Origin of the sequence: Jatrophihabitans cynanchi (genome assembly GCF_027247405.1) — a bacterium.
Classification (GTDB): domain Bacteria; phylum Actinomycetota; class Actinomycetes; order Mycobacteriales; family Jatrophihabitantaceae; genus Jatrophihabitans_B; species Jatrophihabitans_B cynanchi.
The window spans coordinates 989,783-1,004,973 of record NZ_CP097463.1; the positions used below are offsets into that span (position 1 = coordinate 989,783).

13 protein-coding genes and 1 pseudogene are annotated in these 15,191 nt (G+C 71.4%); 3 read left to right on the forward strand and 11 right to left on the reverse strand.

The annotated features are described in order from the left end of the window. Positions 1–3: 3 nt before the first annotated feature. From mreB to M6B22_RS04870, 7 genes and pseudogenes are all read right to left on the reverse strand, one after another. Positions 4–1,071 carry a rod shape-determining protein gene (gene mreB, locus M6B22_RS04840; protein WP_269444652.1) on the reverse strand — a complete coding sequence of 356 codons (1,068 nt, stop codon included), beginning with the start codon at positions 1,069–1,071 and terminating at the stop codon, positions 4–6. A 136-nt stretch (positions 1,072–1,207) separates the two neighbouring features. Continuing rightward, positions 1,208–1,495, reverse strand: coding sequence for a WXG100 family type VII secretion target (locus M6B22_RS04845; protein WP_269444653.1), 288 nt, complete (start codon positions 1,493–1,495; stop codon positions 1,208–1,210). Beyond that, positions 1,492–1,782, reverse strand: coding sequence for a WXG100 family type VII secretion target (locus M6B22_RS04850; protein WP_269444654.1), 291 nt, complete (start codon positions 1,780–1,782; stop codon positions 1,492–1,494). The genes M6B22_RS04845 and M6B22_RS04850 overlap by 4 nt, the downstream gene beginning before the upstream one ends. A gap of 78 nt (positions 1,783–1,860) precedes the next feature. Continuing rightward, positions 1,861–2,304, reverse strand: a complete 444-nt coding sequence (gene ndk / locus M6B22_RS04855) for a nucleoside-diphosphate kinase (protein ID WP_269444655.1) — start codon at positions 2,302–2,304, stop codon at positions 1,861–1,863. A gap of 75 nt (positions 2,305–2,379) precedes the next feature. After that, a complete protein-coding gene (locus M6B22_RS04860; protein WP_269444656.1) occupies positions 2,380–2,802 on the reverse strand; it encodes a DUF4233 domain-containing protein in 423 nt (140 codons plus the stop codon). Then, positions 2,799–4,223 (reverse strand): annotated as a pseudogene (locus M6B22_RS04865) (bifunctional folylpolyglutamate synthase/dihydrofolate synthase); the annotation flags it as partial. The pseudogene M6B22_RS04865 and the gene M6B22_RS04860, both read right to left, overlap by 4 nt. After that, positions 4,192–6,795, reverse strand: a complete 2,604-nt coding sequence (locus M6B22_RS04870; protein WP_269444658.1) for a valine--tRNA ligase — start codon at positions 6,793–6,795, stop codon at positions 4,192–4,194. The gene M6B22_RS04870 and the pseudogene M6B22_RS04865, both read right to left, overlap by 32 nt. 88 nt (positions 6,796–6,883) lie before the next feature. Between M6B22_RS04870 and M6B22_RS04875 the strand changes: the two genes are divergently transcribed. After that, positions 6,884–7,918, forward strand: a complete 1,035-nt coding sequence (locus M6B22_RS04875; RefSeq protein WP_269444659.1) for an Acg family FMN-binding oxidoreductase — start codon at positions 6,884–6,886, stop codon at positions 7,916–7,918. Here the strand turns inward: M6B22_RS04875 and M6B22_RS04880 are convergent. Both M6B22_RS04880 and M6B22_RS04885 read right to left on the reverse strand, forming a co-directional pair. Continuing rightward, positions 7,908–9,839, reverse strand: coding sequence for a M3 family metallopeptidase (locus tag M6B22_RS04880; protein ID WP_269444660.1), 1,932 nt, complete (start codon positions 9,837–9,839; stop codon positions 7,908–7,910). The two genes, M6B22_RS04875 and M6B22_RS04880, sit on opposite strands and share 11 nt — an antisense overlap. Before the next feature lie 66 nt (positions 9,840–9,905). Then, positions 9,906–10,505 (reverse strand): ArsR/SmtB family transcription factor, encoded by a 600-nt coding sequence (locus tag M6B22_RS04885; RefSeq protein ID WP_269444661.1) that lies wholly within the window; start codon positions 10,503–10,505, stop codon positions 9,906–9,908. 60 nt (positions 10,506–10,565) lie between these two features. Between M6B22_RS04885 and M6B22_RS04890 the strand changes: the two genes are divergently transcribed. Together M6B22_RS04890 and M6B22_RS04895 are read left to right on the forward strand one after the other, a co-directional pair. Further along, positions 10,566–11,762 (forward strand): MFS transporter, encoded by a 1,197-nt coding sequence (locus tag M6B22_RS04890; RefSeq protein WP_269444662.1) that lies wholly within the window; start codon positions 10,566–10,568, stop codon positions 11,760–11,762. Next, the gene (locus tag M6B22_RS04895; RefSeq protein ID WP_269444663.1) at positions 11,759–12,745 is read left to right on the forward strand and encodes a Gfo/Idh/MocA family protein; all 987 of its coding nucleotides are present in this window, start codon (positions 11,759–11,761) and stop codon (positions 12,743–12,745) included. The genes M6B22_RS04890 and M6B22_RS04895 overlap by 4 nt, the downstream gene beginning before the upstream one ends. A 27-nt stretch (positions 12,746–12,772) precedes the next feature. On the opposite strand, the gene M6B22_RS04900 is transcribed toward M6B22_RS04895, so the two are convergent. Together M6B22_RS04900 and clpX are read right to left on the reverse strand one after the other, a co-directional pair. After that, the gene (locus M6B22_RS04900) at positions 12,773–13,678 is read right to left on the reverse strand and encodes an endonuclease domain-containing protein (protein WP_269444664.1); all 906 of its coding nucleotides are present in this window, start codon (positions 13,676–13,678) and stop codon (positions 12,773–12,775) included. 117 nt (positions 13,679–13,795) lie between these two features. Continuing rightward, positions 13,796–15,079 carry an ATP-dependent Clp protease ATP-binding subunit ClpX gene (clpX, locus tag M6B22_RS04905; RefSeq protein ID WP_269444665.1) on the reverse strand — a complete coding sequence of 428 codons (1,284 nt, stop codon included), beginning with the start codon at positions 15,077–15,079 and terminating at the stop codon, positions 13,796–13,798. Positions 15,080–15,191 lie beyond the last annotated feature (112 nt).

Sequence of the window (15,191 nt, forward strand, 5' to 3'; positions counted from 1 at the left end):
GGGTCACCTACGGTGACCGTCGACGACGACCTTCTGCAACTGGTCGAAGTGCTCTACCACCGTGCCGGTGCCCAGCACGACCGAGTCCAACGGGCGGTCCGCGACGAGCACCGGAATGCCGATCTCGTGCTGCAGCCGCGCGTCCAGGCCGCGCAGCAACGCCCCGCCGCCGGTGAGCACGATGCCGCGGGTGACCAGGTCGCCGGACAGCTCGGGCGGGCAGCGATCGAGGGTGCCGCGCACCGCCATCACGATGCGGCCGACCGGTACCTCCATCGCCTTGCGCAGCTCGTCACCGGAGACGGTGATGTTGCGGGGCAGGCCGGTGCCGATGTCCCGTCCGCGGATCTCGGCGTTCTTCGGGCCGGCGACCGGGAAGGCCGACCCGACCGAGATCTTGAGCTCCTCGGCGGTGCGCTCGCCGATCAGCAGCGCGAACTCGCCGCGGATGTGGTCGACGATCGCCTGGTCGAGTGCGTTTCCCGCGACGCGCAGGCTGGTCGAGGCCACGATGCCGCCGAGCGCGAGGATCGCGACCTCGGTGGTGCCGCCGCCGATGTCCACGACCATCGAGCCCTGCGGTTGGTTCACCGGCAGGCCGGCGCCGATCGCAGCGGCCATCGGCTCGGAGATGATGTGCACCCGCCGCGCTCCGGCGGCGTACGCCGACTCGCTCACCGCCCGCTGCTCGACGCCGGTGATCCCGGACGGCACGCACACCACTATGCGCGGACCGGCGAACGTGCCACGGCGGCGCAGGACCTTGCGCACGAAGTAGCGCAGCATCTCGGCGGTCACGTCGTAGTCGGCGATCACGCCGTCCTGCATCGGCCGCACCGCGGTGATGTGCCCGGGCGTGCGGCCGATCATCCGCTTCGCCTCGGCGCCCACCGCGACCACCGAGTTGGTGCTGGTGTCGACTGCGACCACGGACGGCTCGTCGAGCAGGATGCCGCGACCGCGCGCGTACACCAGGGTGTTCGCCGTGCCGAGGTCGATCGCGAGGTCGCCGCCCAGCAGGTCGCCGCTGCGCTGGGAGACCAGCGACAAGCGGTACAGCGTGAACGTCACGGCGGTCGACCTTCTGTGCAATACGGCGGGTTGCGGTGATCGTATGGCCGGTGTTGGGTGAATCCAGGTTGCGACTCGCGGTACTGCCGTGACTGCTGTGACGCGAGAGGTTAAGCCGTTCAGCGCCCGCTCATGATCACGACCACATGCGCCGATTGGCCGACACCGCCGCGCTGTAGTTCCCGTGCGCGGTCGACGCGATCCGGCACAGCACCGTGATCGCCGCGCGCAGTTCGCGCACGCCGTCGCGCCAGCGCCGGTGGGCCAGCGCGTGCTCGTCGGCGGCGCCGCCCGACCAGGTCGCGTGCAGCCGGTCCAGCCGCGCGGCGACGTCGGCCGCCTGCTGCTCGACGGCGCGCTCGAAGCCGGCCATCCGCTCGACGACCTCGGCCAGCGCCTCCAGGTGCACAGCGAACTGGCTCATCGCGTGAACGCGCCCGTGTTCGCCGCTTCGGCCGCCGCATAACCCTGGCCGGTAGCACCCAGCAGCCGCGCCATCGATTCGGTCGCCGCCAGCACGTCGACGGCACCGCCGTACCACTCGTCCCATGCGCGCGCGAAGGCCGAACCCGCGGCACCGTGCCAACCGTCGATGAGGGTCTGCACGTCCAGCGCCAGCCGGGCCAGCCCGCCGCGCAGCTGCTCGTCGGCGGCACGCACCGTGCCGGCCGCCGCGTCCAGCTCCCACGGCGCCACGTCGAAACCGGGCATCGCGCGCCCCTCCTCCCAGATCGGCCGGGAAGGAGCCTAGGCCGGATCAGCCGGCCGCGCGGGAGCCTGTGGACAACGTCAGAGCGCGGGGAACCAGAGCCCGATCTCGCGTGCCGCCGATACCGGTGAGTCCGAGCCGTGCACCAGGTTCTGCTGCACGGCCAGGCCCCAGTCGCGGCCCAGATCGCCCCGGATGGTCCCCGGCGCCGCGGCGGTCGGATCGGTCGCGCCGGCCAGCGAGCGGAAGCCCTCGATCACCCGCTGCCCCTCGGCGACCAGCGCCACGACCGGCCCGGATCCCATGAACTCCACCAGCGGCGCGTAGAAGGGCTTGCCCTCGTGCTCGGCGTAATGCTCGGCCAGCAGCGCGGCGTCCGGCGTGCGCAGGTCCAGCGCGACCAGGCGGTACCCCTTCGCCTCGATGCGCCCGATCACCTCACCGGCCAGACCCCGGCGGACGCCGTCCGGCTTGACGAGGACGAGGGTCCGCTCGAGAGGTTCGCTCACGACTGCCTGGCTCACGAATGCACAGCCTAGTGGGCGCGAAGGTGAGCGGATCGCGCCTGCCCTCGGTGCGCCCCGCGCCGGCGCTCACGATCAGGAGACGAGCAGCCGCCAGCCGCCCGGGGTGCCCACCAGCTCGTGACGCAGCATCAGCAGCCGCCCCCAGATGGCCGCGAAGATGACACCCACCACGAACATCGCGACGAGCATGACGCCGGTGAGCACGAACAGCACCTGCAGGGCCGAGCCGACCGCGATGCCGAACGGGCGGCGGACCAGGCCGGCCGCCACGATCATCAGCACCGCCAGGCTGATCAGCAGCACCGTGCGGGTGACACCCAGGCCGGTCGAGGTGAACGCGATCGCCCGCGGCACCAGCAGCGTGACCAGCGCCTCGAGCCCGAGCACGCCGGCCAACGCGCCGCGGGTCGCCCGGTTTGCCCGCACCGCCCGTTCGGCGAACTGTTCCGGGGTCGGGGTGGGCGGCGTCCCGGTGCTCTCGTGCGGCGCGCTCACGAGCCGCCGCCCAGCAGAAGTCGCGCCTCGCCCGCGGTGATCACCGAGCCGGTGACCAGCACGCCGGAACCGCTGAGGGCGCCGGCGCCGCCGTCTTCCTCGGCGAGCCGCACCGCCGTCTCGATCGCGTCGTCCAGGCGCGGCTCGACGGTGACGCGGTCGGCGCCGAAGATCTCCACCGCGGTACGCGCCAGTTCGTCGGCCGCCAGCGCGCGCTCCGAGGAGTTCTGCGTCACCACGATCTCGTCGGCGATGGGCTCGAGCAGCGCGAGTATCGCGCGCGCGTCCTTGTCCGCCAGCACGCCGACCACGGCGACCAGCCGGCGGAAGTCGAACGACTCGCTGACCGCGGCGACGCTGGCGGTCATGCCGTGCGGATTGTGCGCGGCGTCCAGCAGGATCGTCGGCGCCGAACGCACCGCCTCCAGCCGCCCCGGCGAGCGCACGGCGGCGAACGCGGCGCGGACGGTGTCGACGTCGATCACGCCGCTCTCGCCACCGGCACCGAAGAACGCCTCGACCGCGGCGAGCGCGCAGGCCGCGTTCTGCGCCTGGTGTGCCCCGTGCAGCGGCACGAACACCTGGTCGTAGACGCCGCCGAGCCCCTGCAGCGTGAGCACCTGGCCGCCGACCGCCACGCGTCGCTCCAGCACCCCGAACTCCAGGCCCTCGCGGGCGATCTGGGCCTGCACCGCAGCCGCCCGGCGGAGCAACGGCGCGGCCGCCGCCTCGGGCTGCGCAGCGAGGATGGCGGACGCGCCGGCCTTGATGATGCCGGCCTTCTCGGTGGCGATCGCCTCGACCGTGTCACCCAGGTACTGGGTGTGGTCCAGGTCGACGGGCAGCACGACAGCGACCTCGGCGTCGATCACGTTCGTGTTGTCCCACTCCCCGCCCATGCCGACCTCGACGACGGCGACGTCGACCGGCGTGTCCGCGAAGATCGAGAACGCGAGCGCGGTCATGATCTCGAAGAACGACAGCGGCACGTCGAACTGGCCGTCGATCAACTCGAGGTAGGGCGCGAGCTCGCGATAGCCCTCGACGAAGGTGCGATCGCTCACCGGGGCACCGTCGACCACGATGCGCTCGGTCACGCTGGACAGGTGCGGGCTGGTGTACCGGCCGGTGCGCAGGCCGAAGCCGCGCAACAGCTCGTCCACCATCCGGGCGGTGGAGGTCTTGCCGTTCGTCCCGGTCAGGTGGATCGCGCGGTAGTTGCGCTGCGGGTCACCCAGCAGTTCGACGAGCGCGCGCATCCGGTCGTTGGACGGGTGCACGTGGCCCTCGCCGCGCCGGGTGAAGATCGCCGTCTCGACCTGCCGCAGCAGCGCCGCGTACTTGTCCTTCTCGCTCACTGGCTTGATCCTCGCAGGGATCGCGTGGTGCTCACCCTCCGAGCTGCTCGAGAGCGCTCTGGATGCGCAGCAGGTCGGCCTCGGCGGTGGCCAGCCGGTCGCGCACCTTGGCGATCACCGGCTCGGGCGCCTTCGCGGTGAACGCCTCGTTCGCCAGCTTGCCGGCGTTGACGTCGCGCTCCTTCTGTGCCGCCGCGAGGTCCTTGGTCAACCTGGCGCGCTCGGCGGCGACATCGATGGCGCCAGACAGGTCCAGCTCGACGCGCACGCCGCCGGCCGTCGTGAGCGATGCCGTCGGCGCGAAGCCCTCGCCCGGCTCGTCCAGCCGCAGCAGGAAGCGGATGGCAGCCTCGCCGCTGCCGGCGCCGGTGAGCCGGGCGGGCACCCGCTGCGCGGGCTTGACGCCCTGGTCCGATCGGAACCGGCGCACCTCCCCCACCGTCGCCTGCACCGCAACGATCTCCGCCTCGGCGGCCGGGTTCGCCCGCGCCGTGTCCGCAGCCGGCCACGGCGCGATCACCACGGAGTCGCGGCCGGTCAGCGCGGTCCACAGCGTCTCGGTCACGAACGGCACCATCGGGTGCAGCAGCCGCAGCAGGGTGTCCAGCACCTCACCGAGCACGCGGCGGGTACGGTCGCCGCCCGGCCCGGCGAACGAGATCTTGGCCAGCTCGACGTACCAGTCACATACCTCGTCCCACGCGAAGTGGTAGAGCAGCTCGGCGATCTTGGCGAACTCGAACCGCTCGTACAGCGCGTCGGCCTCGGTGACGACGGCCTGCAGGCGGGACAGGATCCAGGCGTCCGCGCCGGACACGTCGGCCGGCACCTCGCCGGTCACGGTCGCGCCGTTGAGCAGCGCGAACCGGGTCGCGTTCCACAGCTTGGTGCAGAAGTTGCGGGTGCCGACCACCCACTCCTCGTTGATCGCCTGGTCCGCCCCGGGATTCGCGCCCTGCAGCAGCGACAGCCGCACCGCGTCCGCGCCGTATTCGTCCATCCACAACAGCGGGTCGATGACGTTGCCTCGGGACTTGGACATCTTCTTGCCGGACGCGTCGCGCACCAGCCCGTGCAGCAGGATCGTCCGGAACGGGACGGCGTCCTCGGGGCCCCGATCGTCCATCGCGTAGAGGCCGAAGAGCATCATCCGCACGACCCAGAAGAACAAGATGTCGTAGCCGGTGACGAGCACGGTAGTCGGGTAGTAGCGCTTCAGGTCGGCGGTGTCGTCCGGCCAGCCCAGCGTCGAGAACGGCCACAGCGCCGAGGAGAACCAGGTGTCCAGGACGTCCTCGTCCTGTGTCCAGCCGGCCGGCGGCGTCTCGTCCGGGCCGAAGCAGGCGTCGTCGCCGTCCGGGGAGTACCAGACCGGGATGCGGTGTCCCCACCACAGCTGCCGGCTGATGCACCAGTCGCGCAGCCCGTCGACCCACTGGAAGTAGCGGGGGGCCATGGACGCCGGTTCGATCACCACCCGCCCGTCGCGCACTGCATCGCCGGCCGCCCGGGCGAGCGACTCGACGCGCACCCACCACTGCAGCGACAGCCTCGGTTCGACCACGGTGTCGCAGCGCGAGCAGTGCCCGACCGAGTGCTGGTACGGCCGCTTCTCGGCCACGATCCGGCCGTCCTCGCGCAGCGCCGCCACGACGGCGAAGCGGGCCTCCAACCGGTCCAGCCCGGCGAACGGACCGGGCACGGTGATCACCGCCCGCTCGTCCATGATCGTCAAGGCGGGCAGGTCGTGCCTGCGCCCGATCTCGAAGTCGTTGGGGTCGTGCGCGGGGGTCACCTTCACCGCGCCCGTGCCGAACGCCGGGTCGACGTGCTCGTCGGCGACGACCGGGATCATCCGGTTGGTCAGCGGCAGGGCGATCGACCGGCCGACCAGGTGCCGGTACCGCTCGTCGTCCGGGTGCACGGCGATCGCGGTGTCACCGAGCATCGTCTCGGCGCGGGTCGTGGCGACGACAATCGAGTTCTCGCCGTCGCCGTAGCGGATCGAGACCAGCTCGCCGGCCTCCTCGGAGTGCTCCACCTCGATGTCGCTGAGCGCGGTGAGATCGCGCGGGCACCAGTTGATGATCCGTTCGGCGCGGTAGATCAGGTCGTCGTCGTAGAGCCGCTTGAAGATCGTCTGGACGGAGCGGCTCAGCCCCTCGTCCATGGTGAACCGCTCGCGGCTCCAGTCGACACCCGAGCCGAGGCGGCGCATCTGGTCCAGGATCTGGCCGCCGTAGCGCTCCTTCCACTCCCACGCCTTACCGACGAACGCCTCGCGGGAGTAGTCGAAGCGGCCCTTGCCCTCGGTCTCGGCGAGATGCCGCTCGACCAGGTTCTGCACCGCGATGGACGCGTGGTCCATGCCGGGCAGCCACAGCACGTCGCATCCGCGCATCCGGGCACGGCGGGTCAGCGCGTCCATCATGGACTGCTCCAGCGCATGCCCCAGGTGCAGGCTGCCGGTGACGTTCGGCGGCGGGATCACGATCGAGTACGGCGGCTTGCTGCTGTCGACGTCCGCGGTGAAGTAGCCGCGCTCGACCCAGCTGCGGTACAGCGGGCCCTCTACCTCTGCCGGCACGTAGTGCGTCGCCAGGTCGGTGGCCGGTGTACGCGGGGTCGGGGTCACTGCCGCATTCTATTCAAGGCCCACCCGTCGGGTTGTCCGCCGGCTTGGGGGACGATGAGGGCGTAGGTGGGCCGCGGAAGGGAACCGGATGAGCGACGAGACCGAGGCACAGGACGCGACGCTGCGATTGGACCGGCAGACCGTGGCAGCCGCGCTCGAGGTGGCGGTCCGCGCGTCGTCGATCCACAACACCCAGCCGTGGCGGTGGCGGCTGGAGGACACCGGGCTCTCGCTGCGCGCGGACCGCTCCCGCCAGCTCGCGGTCGCCGACCCCGACGGCCACTCGCTGCACCTGAGCTGTGGCGCGGCCCTGTACCTGACCGAGGTCGGGCTGCGGGCCGCCGGCTGGCAGGTCGCGACCAGCCTGCTGCCCGACGCGGCTGACCCCGACCTGCTAGCCGTGTTCACCCCGACCGGCTGGAGCGAGCCGACGGAGGCGGCGTCCGAACTCGCCGACGCCGCGATGCGCCGGCGTTGCGATCGCCGGCCGTTCGCGGCCGAGCAACTGGACGATGCGACCCGCGAGACGCTGCGCGCGGCGGCCGGCGACGCGGCGGCCCGGATCGACTATCCGGACGGTCCGGAGCAGCACATCGAGCTGGCGGTGGCCGTGAGCCATGCCGACCGCGCCGAACGCGAGGACGAGGCCTACCTGGCCGAGATGAGCCACTGGCTGCGCGATCCCGACGTGCACGCGATGGTCGACGGCGTCCCGGTCGCGGCGATCCCGCACGTGCCGGCCGACGCGCCGCGGCACACCGACGTCCCGTTGCGCGACTTCGAGGTCGGCGTCGCCGGCCGGCAGCTGATCGAGCGCGACGTCGACGAGCGGCCGCTGATCGCGGTCGTCTTCACCGAGGCGGACGGCCCGCGCGACCACCTCGAGGCGGGGATCGCGATGATGCGCCTGATGCTGCGCGCCGAACAGCTCGGGCTCGCCAGCTGCCCGCTGAGCCAGGCGGTCGACTTCGCCGCGTTCCGTGCCCGGCTGCAGAACAGCATGGGCTGGGTCGGCTACCCGCAGATGCTGCTGCGGCTGGGCCGTCCGCTGAGCCCGGTTGCCGACCTGCCGCGCACGCCACGGCGTCCGGTGTCGGCCGTGCTGGACGTCCTCACCCGCTGACCGGTTCGGGGACCTGCTCGAGCCAGCGGGCGAACGCGTCGAACGAGTACGGCCGGCCGAGGAAGTCCGCGACCAGGTCCGCCGCGTCCGCGCTGCCGCCGCGTGCCAGCACCGTGTCGCGGTACCGCCCGGCGACCGCCGCGTCGAACAGGTTCGCCGGGTCGAACGCGGAGAACAGGTCCTTCGCGATCACCAGGCTCCACATGTAGGTGTAGTACGCCGAGGTGTAGTCCTCCAGGTGCCCGAACGAGGCGTGGAAGTGCGTGCCGGGCAGGTACTCGAACACGTCGTAGCGCGCCTGTAGTTGCTGCACGAGCGCCGTGATGTCGGCCGGACGGTCGGTGTGCAGGCGATAGGACAGCGCCGCGTAGAACATCTGGGTCCCCGTCTGATAGCCCTTGCCGAACTCCTTCGCCGCGCGCATCCGCCGCACCAACTCGGCCGGGATGGGCTCGCCGGCCGCGTCGACCGCGAACGAGCGCAGGACGTCGGCGTCCCACGCCCACTCCTCCAGCATCTGCGAGGGCGCCTCGACGAAGTCCCACTCCGTGGCGACGCCGGAGAACCGCGCCCAGTGTTGGCTGCCCGCGAGTACGTCGTGCAGCAGGTGGCCGAACTCGTGGAACAGCGTCACGACGTCGCTGTGCTCCATCAGTCCGCGCGGGAAGTTGCACACCAGCACGCCCTCGGGCAGTTGGCGCCCGGCGATGCCGGCGACGAGTTCGAACTGTGCGGCGTGCTTGTACTTGCCGTCGCGCGGGTGCAGGTCGAGGTAGATCCGCCCGATCCGCTCGCCGTCGCGCAGCACGTCGAACGCGGCGACGTCCTCGTGCCAGACCGGCGCGTCCGTCACCGGCTGATACCGCACACCGAACAGCCGGCCGGTGACGTCCAGCAGGCCGGCCCGCACCCGGGCGAAGTCGAAGTACCGGCGCACCTGCTGGGCGTCGACCTCGAACTGCTCGCGGCGGATGAGCTCGGCGTAGTACGAGGCGTTCGAGGTGTCCATGCGGCTGGCGTCCGGTTCGTCCTCGCGGCGCCGCTCGAGCAATGCGTCGTGGTCGCGGCGGGCGGCCGGCGCGGCGAGTGTGGCGATCCGGTCGATGAACTCGGCGATCGCCGCGCCGCTGCCGATCATCTTCACCTCAGCGTCGAAGGTCGGCCAGTCGACGAAGCCGAGCAGCTCGGCCTGCTCGGCGCGCAGGGCGAGCAGTTCGCCGAGCAGCGCGTCGTTCTGCGGCCACGCCCGGTTGAGGAACGCGACCATGAGTTCGCGGCGGGCGGCGGCGTCGTGGGCGAAGGTCCGGAACGGGATCACGTCGGGATAGTCGGTGGTGATCGTGACCAGCCCGTCGGCGTCGGCCGGGTGCCGGTCGCGGAAGTCCTGCGGCAGGCCGGCGAGCCGCTCCGGCGCGATGCGGATCGAGCGGACGTCGTCGCGGATGTTGCGCGCGAAGTCCTGACCGAGCACGGTGGCCCGCTCGGCCAGCTCGCGCAGCCGGGCGCGGGTCTGTTCGTCCCGGTCGACACCGCTGCGGCGGAAGTCGCGCAGCGCGTGCCCGAGCAGCCGGGCGGCGTCGGCTTCGAGCCCGGCCGCATCGACGGCGGCGAGCACCTCGTACAGCTCGCGGTCCAGGCCGCGGTCGGTGCGCAGCCGCGACACCTCCTGCTGCTTGCCCTCGGCCAGGGTGCGCACCGCCTCGTCCGGGTGGACCTCGGCGAGCACGCTCACGTGTGCGGCCGCGTTCCCGAGCGCGATGTCGCAGTCGTTCCACAGTGCAAGCACCTCGGCCGCAGAGCGTGGCGTGCCGTCCTTGGCCAGCGCGATCAGCTCACGCGCGCGGACCAGGTTGGTGTCCGCCCGCTCGGCGACGAACGCAGGCCAGGCGGACGCCTCGGACGGCAGGTGCAGCGGTTCCATCCTGGCGACTCTAGCGACGGCGCTGCGTGCCCCGAACCGACATGCGATCGTGGGGTCAGGGCCCCGCTAGTGCAGGTCGGTCGGCGCATCCAGCGGGAACATCAGGATGTCCAGGCTGACCCGGCGCGCTCCGGCCGGCCGCTTGGAGGTGGCGCGCCCGCGGTATCGCGCCACGATCTGTTCCAGTTCGCGCTCGACCTGCTGGGCCTCCTCGAGCGTGAGCCACAGCGTCGCGCTGCTGATGCCCGACGCCTCCTGCCACGGCTCGCTCTCCTCGGCACTGCGGTCGAGCCAGGCGCCGAACCGGTCGCCCAGCCGCCGCAGCACCGAGGTGGCCAGCGCGGCGCTGGCGGCGTGCGCGATGCGTGACCCCGCGGCCGCGGCCGTGACCGTCACCGAGTTCCCCGCCGCCCGCCAGGGGCGCTCGCGACCGTCCTGGCCCGCTTCGGCCCGGGTCACGATGCCGAACCTCTCCAGCGCGCGCAGGTGATAGCTCATCGCGCTCGGGCTGAGGCCGACGATCTCGGCGCACTCGGTCGCGGTGAGTTCCCGGCCGGAGTACAGCTCGTCGATCACGGCCAGCCGGGCCGGATGCGTGAGCGCCTTGATCGAGCGAGCGTCGTCCAGCACGACCGGCTGCGGCTTCTTGCGGCTGCGCGGGGTCACCGCTAGACCGTATCGCCAGGCGACTTGACAGGTGCAGATGTGAAGCAATATTTTCGCAATATGTCCTTCACATCTGTTCGGCGGGACCTGTGGCTCGTGGTCGTGGCCAAGAGCGTTTCCCTGCTCGGTGACGAGGTAGCGGCGCTGGCGCTGACCCTGCGGCTGCAGGCGCAGGGAGCCGGCACCGGGGCGGTGGCGGCGCTGCTCGTGGCCGCCCTGGTTCCCCTCGTCGTACTGGCCCCGCTGGTCGGGCGGCTGGTCGACGGGCACGACAGCCGGCTGTTGCTCGTGAGCAGCAGCCTTGTGCAGGCCGCCCTGTGCGCGGTGCTCGCGTTCCAGACGTCGACCCCGTCGATCCTGCTGCTGGTCGCCGCGCTCGGCTGCGGCCAGGCGGTGAACGGCGCGACCTGGCAGGCGCTGCTGCCGGGCATCGTCGGCACCGAGCGGCTGCCCCGCGCGATGGGGCTGAGCCAGGCCGGCGGGACCATGGCGTCCATCGCCTCCCCCGCGCTCGCCGGGCTGCTGTTCGCCCAGTTCGGCGCGCGGATCCCGCTGCTGGTCGACGCCGCCACCTTCCTGGCGATCACCGTTGCCGCGCTGCTGGTCTCGACGCGCCACGGCACGGCCGGAGGTGTCCGGACCCCGGAACGCGGCGGGCTGCGCCTGCTGCGCGCCGACCCGCTGCTGCGGACCCTGCTGCTGCTGCTCGCGGTCTTCGCCGGGCTGGGCTCGATGGTCAACGTCGTGGACGTCTTCCTCGTCCGCGGCACGTTGCACGCCAGCGCCACCTGGTACGGCATCTCCGGAGCGGCCCTGGCCGTCGGCATGCTGGTGGCCTCCCTGTTCGCCGGGCGACTGCGTGGCGACGGCGCACTGGCCCGCGCGTTCGTGGGCTCGACGCTCGTGCTCGCCGCCGGGCTGCTCGGCACCGCGCTCGTACCGAACGTGTACGTCCTGATCCCGTTGTCCGCCCTCATCGGCGCCGCGAACGGCGTCCTGAACGTCGCGCTGGGGTCGCTGATGATGGGGCGCGCGGCCGCCGAGGTCCGCGGCCGGGTCGCCGCGGCGCTGAGCGGGGTCGCCTCGGCGGCGCAGATCACCGCCTACGCGCTGGGCGGCGTGCTCGGCATGAGCCTCACCCCGCGGGAGATCTTCGCGCTCGGCGGCGGCCTCGGCCTGCTCGCGCCGGTGCTGTTCGGTCAGCGACTGATCCGGTCGGCGGCGCCCGTCCGGGTACGGGCAGAATCGCTTGCATGAGCACTCGTTGGGGAATCCTGGCCACCGGTGGCATCGCCCACGCGTTCGCCCGCGACCTCGCGCTGCTGCCCGACGCCGAGCTCGTCGCGGTCGGTTCGCGGACCCAGGCCACGGCAGAGGCATTCGGCGAGGAGTTCGCGATCCCGCACCGGCACGGCTCGTACCAGGCGCTGGTCGAGGACCCCGACGTCGACGCGGTCTACGTCTCGACGCCGCACCCCGGCCACCACGACGCGGCCCTGATGGCGATCGCCGCGGGGAAGGCGGTGCTCGTCGAGAAGCCGTTCGCGATGGACGCGGCCGAGGCACGGGAGATGGTCGACGCGGCACGGGCCGCCGGAACCCTGCTCGTCGAGGCGATGTGGACCAGGTTCTTGCCGCACATCGCCCGGATCCGCGAGATCCTGGCCGCCGGCACCCTGGGCGAGATCGTGTACCTGACGGCCGAGCACGGGCAGTGGTTCGCGAACGACCCGCAGTTCCGCCTGTTCGCCCCCTCGCTCGGCGGCGGCGCGCTGCTCGACCTGGGCATCTACCCGGTCTCGTTCGCACACTTCGTGCTGGGGACGCCGGCGAAGATCACCGCCGTCAGCCGGGCCGCCTTCACCGGGGTGGACGCCACCACGTCGATGATCCTGCAGTACGGCAGTGGCGCCCAGGCGATCCTGACCACCTCGCTCGCGGCCGCGTCCGCCAACCCGGCGGCGATCTACGGCACCGAGGCCCGGCTGGAGATCGACGGCTGGTTCTACACGCCGACCACGTTCCGCGTCGTGTCCCGCGACGGCACCGTGCTGGAGCGCTACGACGTCCCGCACGAGGGCCACGGGTTGCGCCACGAGGCCGCCGAGGTGGGTCGCTGCCTGCAGGCCGGGCTGACCGAGTCGCCGCTGCTGCCGCTGGAGGAGACGCTGGCGATCATGGGAACGCTGGACGAGGTGCGCCGCCAGATCGGCCTCGACTACTCCGCGTTGGCCCCGTAGCAGGGCGACTCGCCGCTGCCGACCCTGCTACGAGGCCAACAGTCGGCGCGCGGCGCGGACGGCCAGCACATCGCGGCGGCATCCCTCAACGTCATGGGTCAGCCGGTGGTGGGAGAGGCGCACCGTCTGCCACCCGATCGTCGCGAGGGCCAGGTCTCGGGCAATATCACGTTCCCACTGTTGCGGACTGGCGTGATAGGCGCGGCCATCCAACTCGACGGCGAGCTTCTCTGCCTCATACCCCACGTCGATGCGGTAGTTGCGGTTCCCCACCCGGAGCACGGTCTGCCGCTGCGCATCGTCCAGCCCGGGAACGTTGAAGACGTCCGTGTAACCCCACAGCTCGAGCTCGCTCTCGCACCCCGCCAGCAGCAGGCCGAGCAGTTCACGCAGCTGCTTGATCCCCTTGAGATAGACCATCTTCTCCGCCAGGGCGGCTGCGCGTGCCGGTGAGAGCAGCCGGCGGCGGTTGCCCTCGAGCAGCGGGGCGCGCTGGTCCGAACCGCAGAGCAGCGGCCAGCTCATGACGGCTGCCACCTCGGGCCGCACGACCGCCAGGCCATCGATCGTGCGAGCGTCCAGGGGCAGCAGCGTGCGATGGACGACCAGCTCGCCGGGCACGCCGCGCGGATGGCGCGGGTTGTACGCCGTCACGTGCAGCGGCGCGGGCGCGGGCGCAGGAAGCTCCCACATGCCGAGCCCGGTCAGGTGGCTGAGGGCCGCCTCACCACCGACACTGACCAGCGCCGCGCGCCGCCGGACGTCCACCTGATCGACGTCCCAGGGCCGTGCATAGGCCCGCGGGAAGATCGCGACCAGGTGGCCACGGCGGACCTCGTCATCGAAGGCGCACCGGCTCACGACCTGCAAGCACTGCTCGCGGGCCGCGACGCCGCCACCGGTCCGGAGCAGGTGATCGATCGATTCGCGCATTCGCCAAGGCTGGCCGATGCCACGGCAGAACGCAGCGGCTCACGCCCGGCTGTGGACAACAGTTGGCCGCCCAGCAGGGCGACACGCCGCAGCGGACCCTGCTACGGGGCCAACGGGCTAGGCAGACTTCTCGCGCGGCTGGCGCTTCGGGGGCTCGCGCGGAACGAGCGTCGGGTAGACGTGATCGAGCACCGTCTCGCGGGTGATGACGACCCGGGCCACGTCCTCACGGGAGGGCACCTCGTACATCACCGAGAGGAGCACCTCCTCCATGATCGCGCGCAGCCCGCGCGCGCCGGTACCACGCAGCACCGCCTGGTCGGCGATCGCCTCCAGCGCGGACGTGTCGAACTCCAGCTCGACATTGTCCAGCTCGAACAGCTTCGCGTACTGGCGCACCAGCGCGTTCTTGGGCTCGGTGAGGATCTGCACCAGGGCGTCCCGATCCAGCGGCCGCACCGAGGTGATCACGGGCAGCCGGCCGATGAACTCGGGGATCAGCCCGAACTTGATCAGGTCCTCCGGCATGACCTCGCCGAAGACGTCGCGCTGCTCCTTCTCCAGCTTGGTGATCAGCTCCGCGCCGAAGCCCAGGCCCTTCTTGCCGATCCGCGACTCGATGATCGTGTCCAGCCCGGCGAACGCGCCACCCACGATGAACAGCACGTTCGTGGTGTCGATCTGGATGAACTCCTGGTGCGGGTGCTTGCGACCGCCCTGCGGTGGCACCGAGGCGGACGTCCCCTCCAGGATCTTCAGCAACGCCTGCTGCACGCCCTCACCGGACACGTCACGCGTGATCGACGGGTTCTCGGACTTGCGGGCGATCTTGTCGACCTCGTCGATGTAGATGATGCCGGTCTCGGCGCGCTTGACGTCGTAGTCGGCCGCCTGGATCAGCTTGAGCAGGATGTTCTCGACGTCCTCGCCGACGTACCCGGCCTCGGTGAGCGCCGTGGCGTCGGCGATCGCGAACGGGACGTTGAGCATCCGCGCCAGGGTCTGGGCCAACAGGGTCTTGCCCGACCCGGTGGGCCCGAGCAGCAGGATGTTCGACTTGGCCAGCTCGACCTGACTGTCCGCGTTGCGCGGTTTGGTGTCGTTACCGGCCTGAACCCGCTTGTAGTGGTTGTACACGGCGACGGCGAGGGTCTTCTTGGTGTGATCCTGCCCGACGACGTACCCGTTCAGGAATTCGTAGATCTCACTCGGTTTGGGCAGCTCGTCGAAACTGAACTCGCTGGTCTCGGCGAGCTCCTCCTCGATGATCTCGTTGCACAGGTCGATGCACTCATCGCAGATGTAGACACCGGGTCCCGCGATCAGCTTCTTGACCTGCTTCTGGCTCTTCCCGCAGAAAGAACACTTGAGCAGATCACCGGTCTCGCCGACACGTGCCACGGGCGACTCGTTCCCCTCTATGGGCGCAGTTGACTTCTCTGGCAGCCGTCCAGATCGCAAACGCTACCCGCATTTGTTCGTGAAGTCCCCCGTTATCGGGCCCGGCGTGCCG

What these genes read in the sequence shown, in the direction of transcription:
- M6B22_RS04880 (WP_269444660.1), bottom strand. Translation starts at nt 9,839, where the DNA reads ATGGAACCGCTGCACCTGCCGTCCGAGGCGTCCGCCTGGCCTGCGTTC.
- M6B22_RS04895 (WP_269444663.1), top strand. Translation starts at nt 11,759, where the DNA reads ATGAGCACTCGTTGGGGAATCCTGGCCACCGGTGGCATCGCCCACGCG.
- M6B22_RS04845 (WP_269444653.1), bottom strand. Translation starts at nt 1,495, where the DNA reads ATGAGCCAGTTCGCTGTGCACCTGGAGGCGCTGGCCGAGGTCGTCGAG.
- M6B22_RS04900 (WP_269444664.1), bottom strand. Translation starts at nt 13,678, where the DNA reads ATGCGCGAATCGATCGATCACCTGCTCCGGACCGGTGGCGGCGTCGCG.
- M6B22_RS04850 (WP_269444654.1), bottom strand. Translation starts at nt 1,782, where the DNA reads ATGCCCGGTTTCGACGTGGCGCCGTGGGAGCTGGACGCGGCGGCCGGC.
- M6B22_RS04890 (WP_269444662.1), top strand. Translation starts at nt 10,566, where the DNA reads ATGTCCTTCACATCTGTTCGGCGGGACCTGTGGCTCGTGGTCGTGGCC.
- M6B22_RS04875 (WP_269444659.1), top strand. Translation starts at nt 6,884, where the DNA reads ATGAGCGACGAGACCGAGGCACAGGACGCGACGCTGCGATTGGACCGG.